We start from the raw sequence: 16,559 nt of genomic DNA, 5'->3' as shown, positions 1-16,559 counted from the left end.
ATATCGGGAACAAGGACACCGACCATGTCGCTCATCCACGAAACCGATTACGGCACACCGCTCTCCAAGTCCGAAAAGATGGTCACGCTCACCATCGACGGCCAGAGCATCACCGTTCCCGAGGGCACCTCGATCATGCGCGCGGCCATGGAGGCCGGAACGCAGATCCCGAAGCTGTGCGCGACCGACATGGTCGACGCGTTCGGCTCGTGTCGCCTCTGCCTCGTCGAGGTCGAAGGCCGCGCCGGCACCCCGGCCTCCTGCACCACGCCGGTGGCCGCGGGCCTCGTCGTTCACACCCAGACCGAGCGGCTGAAGAAGCTGCGCAAGGGCGTGATGGAGCTCTACATCTCCGACCATCCGCTCGACTGTCTGACCTGCGCTGCCAATGGCGATTGCGAGCTGCAGGACATGGCCGGCGCGGTTGGCCTGCGCGACGTGCGCTACGGCAACCAGGGTGAGAACCACGTGTTTGCCGACGCCTGCGGCGAGGCCAATCCGGCCTGGCTGCCGAAGGACGAGTCGAACCCCTATTTCACCTACGATCCCTCCAAGTGCATCGTCTGCTCGCGCTGCGTCCGCGCCTGCGAGGAAGTGCAAGGCACGTTCGCGCTGACCATCTCCGGCCGCGGCTTCGACAGCCGGGTGTCGCCGGGCATGAGCGAGAGCTTCCTCGGTTCGGAATGCGTGTCGTGCGGCGCTTGCGTACAGGCCTGCCCGACTGCGACCCTGACCGAGAAGAGCGTGATCGAGATCGGCCAGCCGGAGCATTCGGCGGTCACCACCTGCGCCTATTGCGGCGTCGGCTGCGCCTTCAAGGCGGAGATGCGCGGCGAGGAAGTCGTGCGCATGGTGCCGTACAAGGATGGCAAGGCCAATCGCGGCCATTCCTGCGTCAAGGGCCGCTTCGCCTATGGCTATGCGACCCACAAGGAACGCATCCTCAAGCCGATGATCCGCGAGACCATCGACCAGCCCTGGCGCGAGGTCTCCTATGACGAGGCCTTCAAGTTCGCCGCCGACAAGCTGCGCGGCATCCAGGCCAAATACGGCCGCGACTCGATCGGCGGCATCACCTCGTCCCGCTGCACCAACGAAGAAACCTATCTGGTGCAGAAGCTGATCCGCGCCGGCTTCGGCAACAACAATGTCGACACCTGCGCCCGCGTCTGCCACTCGCCGACCGGCTACGGCCTTGCCACCACCTTCGGCACCTCCGCCGGCACGCAGGACTTCGACTCGGTCGAGGACAGCGACGTCATCATGGTGATCGGCGCCAACCCGACCGATGCGCATCCGGTGTTCGGCTCGCGCATGAAGAAGCGGCTGCGCCAGGGCGCCAAGCTGATCGTCGTCGATCCGCGCAAGATCGACCTCGTGAAGTCGGCGCACGTCAAGGCCGACTATCATCTGCCGCTGCTGCCCGGCACCAATGTCGCGATCCTGACTGCGCTGGCCCATGTCATCGTCACCGAGGGCCTCGTCAACGAGACCTTCGTGCGCGAGCGCTGCGATTGGAGCGAGTTCCAGGACTGGGCCGAGTTCGTCGCGCTGGAGAAGAACAGCCCCGAGGCGATCGCCAGCATTTCCGGCGTGGACCCGGAAGCGATCCGCGGCGCGGCCCGGCTCTACGCCAAGGGCGGCAACGGCGCGATCTATTACGGCCTCGGCGTGACCGAGCACAGCCAGGGCTCGACCACGGTGATCGCGATCGCCAACCTCGCGATGGCGACCGGCAATATCGGCCGCCGCGGCGTCGGCGTGAACCCGCTGCGCGGCCAGAACAACGTGCAGGGCTCGTGCGACATGGGCTCGTTCCCGCATGAGCTGCCGGGCTACCGCCACATCTCGGGCGACGCGGTGCGCGACCAGTTCGAGGCGATGTGGAACGTCAAGCTCAACCCTGAGCCGGGCCTGCGCATCCCGAACATGTTCGACTCCGCGATCGAAGGCACCTTCATGGGCCTCTACGTGCAGGGCGAGGACATCCTGCAGTCGGATCCCAACACCACGCATGTGGTGCAGGCGCTGTCGTCGATGGAATGCGTCATCGTGCAGGACCTGTTCCTGAACGAGACCGCCAACTACGCCCACGTGTTCCTGCCGGGCTCGACCTTCCTCGAGAAGGACGGCACCTTCACCAACGCCGAGCGCCGCATCCAGCGGGTGCGCAAGGTGATGACCCCGCTCAACGGCATGGCCGACTGGGAGGTGACGATCGGTCTCGCCAAGGCGATGGGCTTCGAGATGAAGTACAACCACCCGTCCGAGATCATGGACGAGATCGCGGCGCTGACGCCGACCTTCGCCGGCGTCTCCTATCAGAAGCTCGAGGAGATGGGCTCGGTGCAGTGGCCCTGCAACGAGAAGAATCCCGAGGGTTCGCCGATCATGCATGTCGACGGCTTCGTCCGCGGCAAGGGCAAGTTCGTGGTCACGGAGTATGTCGCGACCGACGAGCGCACCGGCCCGCGCTTCCCGCTCCTGCTCACCACGGGCCGCATCCTGTCGCAGTACAATGTCGGCGCCCAGACGCGGCGCACCGAGAACGTGGTGTGGCATGGCGAGGACGTGCTGGAGATCCATCCGCACGATGCCGAGCAGCGCGGCATCCGCGACGGCGACTGGGTGCGGCTGACCAGCCGCGCCGGCGAGACCACGCTGCACGCGCTGATCTCCGAGCGCGTCGCCCCCGGCGTGGTCTACACCACCTTCCACCATCCGCTGACCCAGGCCAACGTCATCACCACGGACTATTCGGACTGGGCCACCAACTGTCCGGAGTACAAGGTCACGGCAGTGCAGGTGTCGCAGTCCAACGGACCGTCGGACTGGCAGAAAGCCTATGACGAGCAGGCCCGCAACTCGCGCCGCATCGCCCCGGTCGTGGAGGCAGCGGAGTAGCATGACCGATGCAGTGCGCATCGCGGATCGTCTGGTCTGGCGCGACGGAGCCCTCACCGAGGGCCACCGCCGCGTGCCGGAGGAGACCGCGGTCGCACTGACCTACAATGGCGGCACCCAGGCCGTCATGATGGCGACGCCGCAAGACCTCCGCGACTTCGCCATCGGCTTCAGCCTGAACGAAGGTCTCGTCACGAGCCGCGACGACATCATCTCGCTCGACGTCGTCGAGCTGGATGACGGCATCGAGCTCAGGATGTGGCTGCCCGACGCGCAGGCCGAACGCTTGGCCGAGCGCCGCCGCAACATCGCCGGCCCCACCGGCTGCGGCCTGTGCGGCATCGATTCGATCAGCGAAGCGGTGCGGCCGCCGGCGCATGTCCCGGACGGCCGGCGTTTCGCTCCGCGCGACGTCATGGCGGCGCTTGAGGCCATCGAGCCGCTGCAGAAGCTCAATCACGAGACCCGCGCGGTGCATGCCGCGGCGTTCTGGACTCCCGCGCGCGGCATCGTCGGCTTGCGCGAGGATGTCGGCCGCCACAACGCGCTCGACAAGCTCGCTGGCCACCTCGCGCAAACGCGCTGTGCGGCGAGCGAGGGCATCGTGATCCTGACGAGCCGCGTCTCGGTCGAACTGGTGCAGAAGGCTGCTGCCATGGGCGCACCCATCATGGTCGCGGTCTCCGCCCCGACCGCACTCGCCATTCGCATGGCCGAGGCCGCCGGCATCACGCTGATTGCGGTGGCCCGCAACGACGGCTTCGAAATCTTCACCCATCCCGAACGGATCGTCGCGAGCGCCGAGACCGGCGCGCGATCAACACAGACGGACAACACCCATGTCGCATAACCCCTCCGAGCGCCTCGTCTACATGGCCAACCAGATCGGCAAGTTCTTCCAGAGCCAGGGACAGGAGAAGGAGGTCGCCGGCGTCGCCGAGCACATCAAGAAGTTCTGGGATCCGCGCATGCTCAAGACGATCTATGCGCACCACGACGCCGGCGGCGCGGGCCTCGACCCGGCGGTGAAGGAAGCGATCGGCCGGCTGAAAGATGCCGCGGTCGCCAAGGAAAAGGCATAGGCGGCCGGCCGTCCTACCGCGCGGCTGGTCGGGTCATCCCTCCACGAGTGCGGTGAACACGCGCCGCACCTCGGTCTGCGTTTCGCGCAGCCGCGCCTCGAGCGCCGAGAAATCCGGCGCGTCGCCCGCCCGGGCCATCACCCGCAGCAGGTCCTCGCCGGCCTGATCCGGCTTGAACTTGTCGCTGACGCACAGCCGCACGATCTGCGTCAGATCGTGATAGAGCCGCGCAGCCTGACGCAGGATCACGGCTTCAGCGCGCGGCAGCACGCCGAGCCGCTCGGCATTGTCGAGCACCGCAAGCGTGCTGACATCGAGAATCTCCGGCGTCGTCGCGGCGTGGACGAGCTGCAGATATTGCGCGACGAAGTCGATGTCGACCATGCCGCCGGCGGCGTGCTTGAGGTCCCACAGATCGGCCTCGCCCTTCTCGGCCGCGATCGCGCGGCGCATGTCGGCGACGTCGCGCGCGATCGCGCTCCTGTCGCGCGGACGCTGCAGCGCGGCCTGGATGATCTCCTCGATCCGGGCCCGAAACGCCGGCGACGCCGAGATCACCCGTGCCCGCGTCAGCGCCATGTGCTCCCAGGTCCACGCCTCCTGCTCCTGGTAATGCGCAAAGGAGTCGATGTGCGAGGCCAGCGGGCCGGCGCGGCCCGACGGCCGCAGCCGCATGTCGATATCGTAGAGCACGCCGTAATTGGTGCGCGAGGTGAAGGCCGAGATCAGCCGCTGGGTGAAGCGCGCGAAGTAGTGCGCGCCCTGCAGCGAGCGCTCGCCGTCGGAATCCGGCGCATCGCCGTCGAAGTCGTAGAGCAGGATCAGGTCGAGATCGGACGAAGCCGTCATTTCGCGCGCGCCGAGCCGCCCCATCGCGACGATCGCGGTCTCCTGGCCCTTGATGCGGCCGTGCTGGGCGGCGAAGCGCTCCGTCACGAGATCATGCACGGTGTGCACGATGCCCTCGGCGACGTCGGCGAACGCGGTGCCGGCCTGCTGCGCCGACACCGTGCCGGAGAGGATGCGCGTGCCGATCAGGAACAGGCTCTCCTGGCCGAACAGCCTGAGACGATCGAGAAACTCCTCATAGGTCCCGGCATCCTTTAGCGTCGACGCCAGCCGCTCTGACAATTCGCGCCGGTCGGGGATCGCGCCGAAGAAGCGCGGATCGATCAGGCCGTCCATCAGCCGCGGCTGCCGCGCCAGCATGTCGCCGAGCCGGGGCGCCGCCCCGAGCACGAGCGCGACGAGCGCCACGAGATCGCGGTTCTGCCCGAGCAGGGTGATCAGGCGGCCGCCGAGTTGCAGCGCCTGCAGGAAGCGGTCGAAGGCCACGACGGCGCGATCCGGCTCGTCGGCATGCGCGAGGCCATCGATCAGCGCGGGCAGGAAATCGGTGAACGCGGTGCGCGTCGCATCCGTGCGGAACACACGGTACTCGCCCGCCAGCCATTGCTGCAGGGTCTTGGCGACCATCACCGGATCGCGGAAGCCCAATCCGGCAAGATGCTCCATCAGGCGCGGCTCGTCGGGACCGGCGCCGTAGTCCACCGCCGGCAGGCTGACGGTGCCGGTGGGATCGCCCTCGAACAGCCTGGCGTAATGTCCCTGCACGACGTCCAGATGGAACAGCAGATCGGTCGCGAACCGCTCGCGGCTGTCGTAGCCGAAGAAGCTTGCGAAGCGGCTCACGCCCTCGACATCGTCGGGCAGGCTGTGGATCTGCTCGTCCGCCATCATCTGCAGCCGGTGCTCGACCCTGCGCAGGAACTCATAAGCCGTGGTGAGTTCGTCGCGCGCCTGCTCCGTGATCCACTTGCTGGCGGTGAGCACGTCGAGCGCCTGCAAAGTCGGACGGACGCGCAGCTCGGGATGACGGCCGCCGGCGATCAACTGCTGAGTCTGGGCAAAGAACTCGATCTCGCGGATGCCGCCGCGCCCGACCTTGACGTTGTGGCCTTCGACCGCGATCTCGCTGTGGCCGCGATAGACCTGCATCTGCCGCTTCATGTCGTGGACGTCGGTCAGCGCCTGGAAGTCGAGATGCTTGCGCCATACGAACGGCGACAGCTCCGCCAGCATCGCCTCGCCCGCGACGACGTCGCCGGCACAGACCCGCGCCTTGATCATCGCGGCGCGTTCCCAGGTGCGGCCCTCGCGCTCGTAGTAATGCAGCGCTGCCTCGGTCGACATCGCCACCTGCGTCGAGGCCGGATCCGGCCGCAGCCGGAGATCGACGCGGAATACATAGCCGTCCGCGGTGCGGCTCTGCAGCAGCCGCGCCATCGCTTGCGTCACGCGGACGAAGAACGGCTGCGGCTCGATGTCGCGCGCCAGCGAGTTGATCTCGGGATCGAAGAACACGATCAGGTCGATGTCGCTCGAATAGTTGAGCTCGCCCGCCCCCATCTTGCCCATCGCGAGCACGAACAGGCCGCTGCCCTGCTCCGGATCGTCGGCATCGACGGGCGCGAGCCGGCCGCGCACCGTCTCCAGGCGCAGCAGATACCGCAGCGCCATCTGCACCGAGGACACCGCGACGTCGGTCAGCCCCGCCGTCACCTGCATCACCGGCCACACGCCGCCGATGTCGCACAGCGCGATCAAGAGCGCCGCCTCGGATTTCAGCCGGCGCAGCAGGCTCATCACCTCGGCTTCGCTGGAAGCGGCAAACACCTCGCGGCCGGTGCGGGCGATCAGCTCGGCGAGATGCGCCTGCGGCTCGCAGCGCAAGAGACGGTCGAGGCGATGGCCGTCGGCGCGGACGAGATCGAACAGATAGGGCGAGCACTCGGCAATCCCGAGCAGGATGGTTCGCGGCCAGCCGTCGGCGAGCAGCTGGTGGAGCGAGGCGGCCAAGGACGGCTCGAGCTCGGCGAGCCACTCGTTGAGGCGCTGTTCGGCTTTGTCGGGCGCACGGACATGTGGGCCGGCAACGAAACGTTCGGCCAGCGTCTGCCCGTCCGCGTTTCCCGGCGCGGATGAGATCATGCGGCCTTCTGTGGCACATCCTGCGCCGGCGCCGCAAGCTTCGCGGGCACGCCGGCACCAGCCGGCAGCACCAGCGTCGCGATCAGCCCCGGCCTGGCATCGCCGAGCCGGAGCTCGCCGCCATGCAGGGTCGCGACGGCGGACGCCAAGCTGAGACCGAGGCCGGAACCGGGCAAAGTGCGGCTCGCCTCCAGCCGCACGAAACGCTCCACGGCGCGCTTGCGCTCGGCCTCGGGAATGCCCTCGCCATGATCGGTCACGCTGAGCAGCACCTGTCCGCCCTCGCGCCGCGCCTCGATCAGGATTTCGCGGCTATCAGCGGCGGCGGCGGCATCGAGCGGCAGCGCCGCCGGCTTGCCGTATTTGATCGCGTTCTCGACGAGATTGGCGAGCGCCTGGCTGATCAGCTCGCGATTGCCATGCACCGGCGCCGCCGCGGCCTTGACCCGCAAGGTCATCTCATTGTCCTCGGCCAGCGGCTCGTACAATTCGTGGATGCCGCCGGCGACCTCGGCCGCATCGAACTCGACCATGTCGCCGCGCGCCTGCCCGGACTCCGCCCGCGCGATCATCAAGAGCGCGTTGAAGGTGCGGATCAGGCCGTCGGATTCCTCGATCGTGCGCTCCAGCGCGGCGCGATATTCGTCCTCGGAGCGCGACTTCGCCAGCGCCTCCTCGGCGCGGTTGCGCAACCGCGTCAGCGGCGTCTTGAGATCGTGCGCGATGTTGTCGGAGACCTCCTTGAGGCCGGTCATCAGCGCCTCGATGCGCTCCAGCATCGCGTTGAGATTTTCCGCCAGGCGATCGAGCTCGTCGCCGCTGCGCCCGACCGGCAGACGGCCGGAGAGATCGCCATCCATGATCCGCCGCGTGGTGCCGGTCATGGCATCGATCCGGTGCAGCACGCGCCGCGCGACAAAGATGCCGCCGCCGATGCCGAGCACCACCACCACCAGCACCGACCACTGCGCCGCCTTGGCGACGATGCCGAACAGGCGGCGGCGCTCCTCGAGATCGCGGCCGATCAAAAGCCGAAAACCGCTGGAGAGCTGCGTGACATAGACCAGCGCGCGATGGCTGTGCTCGGTGCTGTCGTCGAGCCGCCGGTAGAACGTCTCCGACCAGCCGGACGAGCCCATCACGCCCGGCGCCAGCGAGCCGACATTGCCGGCGATCGCCTGCCCGGTCGGCGTGGTGATGAGATAGAGATTGGCGCCCGGCCGCAGCGCGCGGCTCTCGATCGCACCGACGATTCCGCGCAGGCCCCAGCGGGCGAAGATGTCGGTCATCTCGCTGATCTCGGAGGTGACCGTGGTCGAGATCTGCTCGGTGATGAGCCGGCGGGTGTTCCAGGCGAAATAGCCGAGCAGCGAGGCGGCGAACAGCGCAAACAACAGCAGATAGACCAGCGTCAGCCGGAACGCCGTGGTGCGGATCAGCTTACCGAAGGCCGTCACGGATCATGTACCCCGCGCCGCGGATGGTGTGGAGCAGCGGGCGGTCGAACCCCTTGTCGATCTTGGAGCGCAGCCGCGAGATGTGGACGTCGATCACGTTGGTCTGCGGATCGAAATGATAGTCCCAGACGTTCTCCAGCAGCATGGTGCGCGTCACCACCTGCCCGGCATGCTTCATGAGATATTCGAGCAGGCGGAACTCGCGCGGCTGCAGGGTCAGCTCATCCTTGCCACGCGCGACCCGGTGCGACAGGCGATCGAGCTCGAGATCGCCGACCTTGTAGGTGGTCTCCTCGGCCGGGCCGCCGTGGCGGCGCGACAGCACCTCGACGCGGGCGAGCAGCTCGGCGAAGGCATAGGGCTTCGGCAGATAATCGTCGCCGCCGGCGCGCAGGCCCTTGATGCGGTCATCGACCTGGCCGAGCGCCGACAGAATGAGCACCGGCGTCCGGTTGCCCTTGTCGCGCAGCGCGCCGATCAGCGACAGGCCGTCGCGCTTGGGCAGCATGCGGTCGACCACCAGCACGTCGTAATCCCCGCTGTCGGCCATGGCGAGCCCCTCCTCGCCGTCGCTGGCGAGGTCTGCGACATGTCCGACCTCGCGGAACGCCTTGACCAGATAGTCGGCGGACTCGCGGTCGTCTTCGATGATCAGGAGGCGCATTGCGGAAACGGGGGCGGCGGTCACGGTTCGATGTCCATCTACATGGACCGGCCGCCGTTTCCGTGCAAGGCGGCATGGGCCCGGGGTTGATCGGCAGCAAAGTGGGCGGTGAGGCTGGGGGACCTCACCGCCCGAGTTCCTTCCGACGGAGGGGGGCGTTGTCCAACGGAAGGTTTGCGGGAGCGGAACTTTAAGCCCGCCCCCAGGAAGAGCCACCGGCGCGGGGGCACATGCCGGCGGTCTCCCATCTCGTAAGGGCCTTCTCGTGAGGGCCTTGGCCCTCGCTCAGCCCTTGGCCAGCGGCACCGCGACGAAGCGCGACTGCCCGCCGCTCTTCACACGCATCAGCACGCTGTTCTTGTTGTCGGCCTTGGCGGCGTTGATCGCTTCGCGCACGTCACCGGCCGAGGTCACCGACTTGCCCGCGACCTCCAGGATGACGTCGCCTTCCTTGAAGCCGCGATCGGCGGCCGCGCTCTTCGGATCGACCTCGGTGACGACGACGCCGTCCTTGCCGGCGCCGGCGACGCTCGACGCGGGCGCCACGGTCATGCCGAGCTTCGGCACGTCGGCGCCGCGGGTCGGGCTCGCATTGTCGCCGCCGGTGTCGGCCTTGGCCTCGATCGTGTTCGGCAGCTTGCCGAGCGTCAGGTTGATGGTCTTGTCCTCGCCCTTGTGCAGGACGTTGAGCTTGACCGAGGCGCCCGGCGCGATGCCGCCGATGGTGCGGGCGAGCTCACGCGCGTCCTTCACCGGCTCGCCGTTGACCGCGGTGATGACGTCGCCGGACTGGATGCCCGCCTTCGCCGCCGGACCGTTGGCCTGGGGCTCGGCGACCAGCGCGCCCTCTGCCTTCTTCATGCCGAGGCTGTCGGCGATGTCCTGCGTCACCGGCTGGATCTGCACGCCGATCCAGCCGCGGCTGACCGAGCCGTTGTCCTTGAGCTGCGCCACCACGCTCTTCACCGTCGAGGCGGGAATCGAGAACGCGATGCCGACGCTGCCGCCGGAGGGCGAGTAGATCGCGGTGTTGACGCCGACGACGTTGCCGTCGACATCGAACGCCGGACCGCCGGAGTTGCCCTTGTTCACGGGCGCGTCGATCTGGATGAAATCGTCATACGGGCCGTTGCCGATGTCGCGGCCGACCGCCGAGACGATGCCGGCCGTCACCGTGCCGCCGAGGCCGAACGGGTTGCCGACCGCCAGCACCCAGTCGCCGATCCGCGGCTTGCCGTCGGCGAGCTTGGCGAACGGGAAGTTCGTGCTGCCCTCGACCTTGATCAGCGCCAGATCCGTGCGCGGGTCGGTGCCGATCACCTTGGCGCTGTAGGTCTTGCCGTCGTCGGTCGTCACCTCGACCTTGTTGGCGCCGTCGACCACGTGGTTGTTGGTCACGGCGTAGCCGTCGGCGGAGATGAAGAAGCCGGAGCCCTGCCCGGTCACGGCACGACCGCCACCGCGGCCGCCGCGACCCGGCATGCCGGGAATGCCGTTCTCACCGCCGAAGCGGCGGAAGAAGCGCTCCATCGGCGAGCCCGGCTGGAACGGCGTATCGTCGTCGCTGTCGTCCTTGGCGACCTTCTCGGCGATGTTGACCTTGACCGAAATCACCGACGGCTTCACCCGCTCCACGATGTCGGCAAAGCCGACCGGGCGCGCGACCTTGCTGACCTCGTTGGCGACCTGCGCATGCGCCGAGGTCGAGAACAGATCGACGGGCGCCCCTTGCGGCGACAGGCCATAGGCGGCGACGCCGAGGCCCGCGACGACGGAGGCCATCAGCGCGAACTTGCGCGCCGAGAACAGGCCGCGCCGGGGCTGGCGATAGGACGGAAGGGAGGACAGGTCGGTCGGACGGTCAGTCATACGGTTTTCTCCGCAAGCGATTTTGGTCAAGGTCTAAAACTTGGGTCCCGGGCTGTGCGCCCCGTTCGCCAGTGAAGATGGGGGCTGCCGCCTTACGGCGTGCTGGCTGCGGCGTTAAACTTCTGTAATGGATGGACACGAACACTGCGGCGGAATGGCGCAGATGGTGGAGCGAGGCGGAAAAGCCTTGCGAGACCAAGCGCTTGCCCACGTCCCGGCCGCCCCGTAGCGGCCATCATTTTGGCCGGTCCGACCAAAGTCGTAACCCCCGTAGCGCGGGTTGGCCGCAGGCGTAACCCGCCGTTTCCAACAGCCCCCGATCCAGCCGCCGCCCATCCGCCCGCACCGGAGCCAGCCCCCGGCGGATGACGCTTTCGCTCATCCGCCCTACCCGTCCGGCGCGCTCGCAATGACGCCCGGAGCAACTATCCTGATCCACACTATCAAACAGCATGTGGAGAAAACTAACCGCGAGTCGAGCCTCCACATCCTCGCGACGCATCCCGCGCCCGAGTCATGCCCTTCAAACTCGCACCCTCACGTCGAGGGCACAGGGAAGGCCGGGCGCTGGCCGCGCCCGTGGCCCGCCTGCGTCAAAAAATGCAGGCGGCAGGTACCACAGGTCTGGCCGAACACGCCCGGCCCTCCCTGCGCGATGGTGTTAACATTTATACGTGGTCTCCCCGGGGACCGGCTCATTGACCCCGTCGCCGGCGGATCATCACCACCAGCTTGGCCTCGGCACCGGGAGGCCAGGACGACACGATTTCCTGTCCGCAGTCCGCCGTTCGTCGGCGAGGCCAATGCCCCGCTGCGGCCGACCGCATCCATCGCATTCCATCCCGACGTCCGTGACGATCGCGATACGCCCCCTCGGCGGAACGGAACGGGCGGAGGATAAGGGTGATTTGGGGCGAGAGGCAAACTATTTATGTTTTTCGGAATTACTTGACGAATTTCCAGAAGTCGCGGGTGATTTGGGCGACGGGCAGCGGTTAGGCTCGTCCTGCCCGGTCGGGTACGCATACGACCGGTCCTCGTCCTTTATCGCGCTACTTTTGGTCTGGAGCGATCCCCTACTACACCGCTCTGCACCAGCGGCAGAAAATCGGGTATCAAGCACGCGAAAGCTGTTCCTAGGACGCCAAGCTACCCGAAATAGGTATATAACATTTTCAAAAATCTACTTTGCCCGCAACCAGACACATTTCGCTAGCAGGTCCGATATGAGAGAAATTAAAGCGTTCGTCGGTCATAGCTTCACCGAAGGTGACGCAGACGTCATCCGAAAATTCACCGATTACTTCGATTCTGTGGCTCGCTCACACCCGCAATTCAGCTGGGAGAGTGCTGAGAATGCTGAACCACGAATACTCACTGACAAGGTACTGAGGCTCATCCAGGACAAGAACACGTTCATCGGAATTTGTACACGCAAAGAGCAGATTGCACCGGCGAATCAGCTGCGCCCACTAATCGGCCAACGGGCCTCGTGGAAAATCAATAAGACAGATTTGATCTGGAAGACGTCAGATTGGATCATCCAGGAGATTGGGCTGGCAATTGGGAGGCGCTTGAACGTGATCCTCCTTATCGAAGAGGGCGTTCGCGACCCAGGAGGATTGCAAGGCGATATCGAGTACATTCCCTTTAATCGGACTGCACCCGAAAGGTCGTACGGCAAGATACTGGAAATGCTAAGCGCAATCTCGCCCCCAATCGCGAGCAACCTGCCTGCTACAATGGCTGACACGAAGTCTGTGGAGCCAGCACCACCCGATGCCGTGCCCGTCGAGCGCAGCGGTATGGTTCCCGCGAAGCCCGATGCCAGCTGGACAAAGGAGACATACGAGAGAGCTGCTTTCAAAGCAATTTTGAATGGAAATGACGCCTACCTATCTGACCTGACAGGTTCGTATAAGGGTACAGCGGACGGAAGCCTTCGCGAAAAGGCGTCCGCTTGGGATGCATTTGTCGAATATGTTCGATTCAGCACAGGAAAGGGAGGCAAACTTCAGCGCCTCAAAGAGATTGCAGAAGGGTGCCCAACTAGCGCTACGCTAGGCTATTTGGCACAAGCGTACGCCGTCTACGACCAACACAATCTGAGCGCCGAAACCCTAGTCCGCGCACATGCCCTTGCGAAGGATGTAAAGCACAAAGCTAGGAGCTTGCGTCTTGCGATCGAGCAATTCGCGTTAGGTGGACAACCAAAAAAATCGTACGAAATGTTGAACGCCCTTCGTTCACTAGCGGCCGAAAACCCTGAGATTGAGGTTCAAGTGCTGCAGGCTCTGGCAAACCTTGCCAAACGTGAGGAAGATAAAGCTACGGAACTTGTAGTTCTTGAGCGCCTACTCGAACTTGACCCGGACAATAGTAAATTGAGGTTTGACATAGCCTATAAGTATGGGGAGCAGGAAAAAAATGACTTATCAATCTATCACTACGAGATGATACCTGCTGACGAAAGGACGCCCGGAGCATGGAACAATATAGGCGCCACTCTCGATCAACTCGGATTGCCCGCAAAGTCTGTTGAAGCGTACAAATTAGCGGCGGATCGCGGAGAAACTCTCGCAATGAGCAATCTTGGTTACAAGCTCATGCGAGCCGGCTTCATTGACCTGGCACTTTTGGAACACAAGCGCGCCATAGCCCTCGAAAATCCACACAAAAACGTAGGTCAGATGTTCAGCGCTTTGCAGTCCGTACCCGAGCAGGAAGAAAAAAGACAAACTCACCTGATTGAAGGAGCGAAAAAGCGAGTAGTCTTCCTACAGAAATTGGGCGCCGCGACGGTGCTCACTGAGATGGCATCAGTGGGCGGAAGCTGGCAGGGACCTGAATGTGTGCTTACAGGCTCACTTACCGACGGCACCATCAACTTTGAAGGCTTTTTCGAGCGAGCGAACCCCTTTGGGATGGGTATTTTTGGTGCAATCGGCGGACCATCCAAAACTGAAACCAACGTAAGACACAAGATCGTCTATTCCGGGAAAGCGCGGGGGCGAGCGGTTTTCGGAGAAATCACGTCAGGACGCGATGGCGCAGCCTCGGATTTGGGACTCAATACGTCCGCTGCATATATGTTCTTCGGCGACGATGGGACCGAGGTTTTCATCATGATTGATCCCGATTCAGACAAGCCGAGCTATCAACGATTGAAGAAGATCAAACCGGCTAAAAGTTTCGGCAAAGACCCTTCTGAGCAGGCCTAGTTACCTGCTCACATCGTTCTCGCAAGCCAACTTGCCTCAGTGACCGCGGTATACGGGGCTGATAGGCGGAATTCGTATACCGCGTCGTGCGGTGGTTTCGGTGGACGATGGCGGATTGTGCTACGCTAATTTGCCCTATGCATCGCTGATTGGGCAACCCCTCGCCCCATCACGCCGCCTGCAACGACCCCAGGAACCTACTCACCTCGCGCTTCAACCGTCCGCTCTCCGCCGACAGCGACCTCGCCGCGGTCAGCACCTGGGCCGACGCGGAGCCCGTCTCCGAGGCCCCCCGCTGCACGTCGTCGATGTTCCGCGACACGCGCTGGGTGCCGTTGGCGGCGTGCTGGACGTTGCGGGAGATTTCTTGCGTCGCGGCGCCCTGCTCTTCGACGGCGGCGGAGACGGCCGCTGCGATCTCCGACAGGCGGCCGATGGTGCTGCCGATCTCCTTGATCGAGCCGACCGACTCCGCGGTGGCGGCCTGGATGCCGGAGACCTGCTGGGCGATTTCGCCGGTGGCTTTCGCAGTCTGCTCGGCCAGCGCCTTGACCTCGGCGGCGACGACCGCGAAGCCGCGGCCGGCTTCGCCCGCGCGCGCCGCCTCGATGGTGGCGTTGAGCGCCAGCAGATTGGTCTGGCCGGCGATGCTACTGATCAGCTCGAGCACGTCGCCGATGCGGGTGGCGGCCTTCGACAGGGTGCCGACGCGCTCATTGGTGCGGTTGGCCTGCGCCACCGCTTCGCTCGCGATGCGCGCGGATTCCTGCACCTGGCGGGAGATCTCGCTGACCGAGGACGACAGCTCCTCGGCGGCGGAGGCCACCGTCTGCACGTTGGATGAGGCCTCCTGTGAGGCAGCCGCGACCTCCGTCGACAGGTCCTGGGCGCGCGAGGCCGTGCTGGTCAAGGTGCCGGCGGAGGCCTCGAGCTCGCTGGAGGCATGCGACACCGCATCGACGATCTCGCCGACCGCCTGCTCGAACTGGCGCGCGAGCTTCGCCATGTCGTCCCGGCGCTGCTGCTCCTGCCGCGCTTCGGCGTCCGCATGCTCGGCGCGCAGACGCTCGGTCTCGGCCATGCTGTCCTTGAACACCTGGATCGCCGTCGCCATGGCGCCGATCTCGTCGCTGGCGCCGCGGCCGGGAATTTCGACGGCGACGTCGCCGCTCGCGAGCCGTCCCATCGCCCGCGTCATCGACGCCAGCGGGCCGACGATGCTGCGCGCGATCAGGACAGCGACGAGGCAGCCGAACAGGATGGCGGCGGCGCCGACCAGCATCTGCAGCGAGATGGTGCTGTCGATGGCGCCCTCGGCGCGCGCGCGAGAAGCGTGATAGTCGGCATTCACGCCCGTTTCGGCGGCCTTGAGCGTGTCGATGCTCCGGGCGATCAGCGGCTCGATCGCGGTGGCGTAGATGTCCTCGGACTTCAGTGCGGCGGCGGCGGTGGCCTCGAACGCGGTCTTGTTCAGCTCCAGCGAGGCCTTCACCGGCGCGATCGCGGCCAGCACGCCCGCCGGCGGCGACGCGCCCTCCAGCGTGGCGAGCCGCTGCTCGACATTGTCGACGCCGGCGCGGAAGGCGGAGGCGGACTTGGTGTCGCGCAGCGCCAGGAAGCGCCAGGTCGCGATACGGACGAGCTGCAGGCGGGCGTCGATGTCCGCGACCGCGGTCATGACCTCCGGCTCTTTCGAGATGCGCGCCGCGATCGACAGCTTGGCGGCCTTGGCGGCGAGGTCCTCGCCGCCCGGCAGCAGCGCGGCGCGGCCGGTCTTCATCTGCTTGACGGCGTCGCTAAGCGCATCGCGCTGGGTCTGCATCTGCGCGATCTCGCTCGTGAGATCGCCATAGAGCCTGCTCCGCTCCGCGGACAGCGGGCCGGTGGTGGCCGCCTGCAGCAGCGCGGTCGCCGCCGCCTCGCGCTCGGCCGCCTCCTTGAGCGCCGGCTCGTTGGCGTCGTGGATGTAGCGCAGGTTGGCGCGCTGGATCGCCTGCAAATGGTCGGAGATCTGCAGGATGCGCGCGGTCGCGTCCGACAGCGCCGACATGCTTGCGACCTGGTCGCGCACCGCCCACAGATTCCACACCGCCACAGCCGCCATCACAGCACCGGCGACGATGAGCGCCGCAAAGCCGGCGTAGAGACGCCCCCTGATCTTCAAGCTCATCATGTCCTCGTCCGCTCCCCCAAGAGCGGCAGGCGGGCGAACTGACGTCGCCACGCGCCTGCCGCGCAGCATCGGCCGCCTGTCCGGCGACTCAGAGCTATGCATGTGCACGATGGGGGATATTTACTAATAGCGGGTTAGACGGCCGCGGCTCGCAGCTGCCGGTGTGACGCGAGCGGCCTCCACCAACTCCGATGTCGT

Annotated in this window: 9 protein-coding genes; 4 read left to right on the top strand and 5 right to left on the bottom strand. The window is 65.8% G+C overall.

From position 1 onward, the window contains the following. The first annotated feature begins 24 nt into the window (after positions 1 to 24). From fdhF to QX073_RS11115, 3 genes are read left to right on the top strand one after another with little or no spacing between them, the layout of a single operon-like run. Positions 25 to 2,904 (top strand): formate dehydrogenase subunit alpha, encoded by a 2,880-nt coding sequence (fdhF, locus tag QX073_RS11125; protein WP_316225752.1) that lies wholly within the window; start codon positions 25 to 27, stop codon positions 2,902 to 2,904. A gap of 1 nt (position 2,905) precedes the next feature. Beyond that, positions 2,906 to 3,754 (top strand): formate dehydrogenase accessory sulfurtransferase FdhD, encoded by an 849-nt coding sequence (gene fdhD, locus QX073_RS11120; RefSeq protein WP_316225751.1) that lies wholly within the window; start codon positions 2,906 to 2,908, stop codon positions 3,752 to 3,754. Further along, positions 3,744 to 3,986: a formate dehydrogenase subunit delta gene (locus tag QX073_RS11115; RefSeq protein WP_315716156.1), complete on the top strand. Its 243-nt coding sequence runs from the start codon at positions 3,744 to 3,746 to the stop codon at positions 3,984 to 3,986. Before fdhD ends, QX073_RS11115 begins: the two co-directional genes overlap by 11 nt. 33 nt (positions 3,987 to 4,019) lie before the next feature. On the opposite strand, the gene QX073_RS11110 is transcribed toward QX073_RS11115, so the two are convergent. The 4 genes from QX073_RS11110 to QX073_RS11095 all read right to left on the bottom strand — a co-directional run bounded on the left by QX073_RS11110 (position 4,020) and on the right by QX073_RS11095 (position 10,967). Continuing rightward, positions 4,020 to 6,977, bottom strand: a complete 2,958-nt coding sequence (locus tag QX073_RS11110) for a bifunctional [glutamine synthetase] adenylyltransferase/[glutamine synthetase]-adenylyl-L-tyrosine phosphorylase (protein ID WP_316225750.1) — start codon at positions 6,975 to 6,977, stop codon at positions 4,020 to 4,022. After that, positions 6,974 to 8,434: a sensor histidine kinase gene (locus QX073_RS11105; RefSeq protein WP_316175916.1), complete on the bottom strand. Its 1,461-nt coding sequence runs from the start codon at positions 8,432 to 8,434 to the stop codon at positions 6,974 to 6,976. Before QX073_RS11105 ends, QX073_RS11110 begins: the two co-directional genes overlap by 4 nt. Beyond that, positions 8,418 to 9,098: a response regulator transcription factor gene (locus QX073_RS11100; RefSeq protein ID WP_315716199.1), complete on the bottom strand. Its 681-nt coding sequence runs from the start codon at positions 9,096 to 9,098 to the stop codon at positions 8,418 to 8,420. The genes QX073_RS11105 and QX073_RS11100 overlap by 17 nt, the downstream gene beginning before the upstream one ends. A gap of 285 nt (positions 9,099 to 9,383) precedes the next feature. After that, on the bottom strand, positions 9,384 to 10,967 hold the full coding sequence (locus tag QX073_RS11095; protein WP_316194734.1) for a Do family serine endopeptidase: 1,584 nt from the start codon (positions 10,965 to 10,967) through the stop codon (positions 9,384 to 9,386). A 1,226-nt stretch (positions 10,968 to 12,193) separates the two neighbouring features. Between QX073_RS11095 and QX073_RS11090 the strand changes: the two genes are divergently transcribed. Further along, a complete protein-coding gene (locus QX073_RS11090) occupies positions 12,194 to 14,188 on the top strand; it encodes a hypothetical protein (protein WP_316225749.1) in 1,995 nt (664 codons plus the stop codon). A gap of 169 nt (positions 14,189 to 14,357) precedes the next feature. Here QX073_RS11090 and QX073_RS11085 read toward each other — a convergent pair whose 3' ends face one another. Beyond that, entirely contained in the window at positions 14,358 to 16,361 is a 2,004-nt protein-coding gene (locus QX073_RS11085; protein WP_316225748.1) for a methyl-accepting chemotaxis protein, read from the bottom strand. Positions 16,362 to 16,559 lie beyond the last annotated feature (198 nt).

Origin of the sequence: Bradyrhizobium sp. SZCCHNS3052, assembly GCF_032484495.1 — a bacterium.
Lineage (GTDB): Bacteria > Pseudomonadota > Alphaproteobacteria > Rhizobiales > Xanthobacteraceae > Bradyrhizobium.
Note: the sequence above shows the minus strand (reverse complement) of the source record. Positions and strands in the feature narration are given on the sequence as shown.

What these genes read in the sequence shown, in the direction of transcription:
- QX073_RS11100 (WP_315716199.1), bottom strand. Translation starts at nt 9,098, where the DNA reads ATGCGCCTCCTGATCATCGAAGACGACCGCGAGTCCGCCGACTATCTG.
- QX073_RS11085 (WP_316225748.1), bottom strand. Translation starts at nt 16,361, where the DNA reads ATGATGAGCTTGAAGATCAGGGGGCGTCTCTACGCCGGCTTTGCGGCG.
- QX073_RS11110 (WP_316225750.1), bottom strand. Translation starts at nt 6,977, where the DNA reads ATGATCTCATCCGCGCCGGGAAACGCGGACGGGCAGACGCTGGCCGAA.
- QX073_RS11115 (WP_315716156.1), top strand. Translation starts at nt 3,744, where the DNA reads ATGTCGCATAACCCCTCCGAGCGCCTCGTCTACATGGCCAACCAGATC.
- QX073_RS11095 (WP_316194734.1), bottom strand. Translation starts at nt 10,967, where the DNA reads ATGACTGACCGTCCGACCGACCTGTCCTCCCTTCCGTCCTATCGCCAG.
- QX073_RS11090 (WP_316225749.1), top strand. Translation starts at nt 12,194, where the DNA reads ATGAGAGAAATTAAAGCGTTCGTCGGTCATAGCTTCACCGAAGGTGAC.
- fdhF (WP_316225752.1), top strand. Translation starts at nt 25, where the DNA reads ATGTCGCTCATCCACGAAACCGATTACGGCACACCGCTCTCCAAGTCC.
- fdhD (WP_316225751.1), top strand. Translation starts at nt 2,906, where the DNA reads ATGACCGATGCAGTGCGCATCGCGGATCGTCTGGTCTGGCGCGACGGA.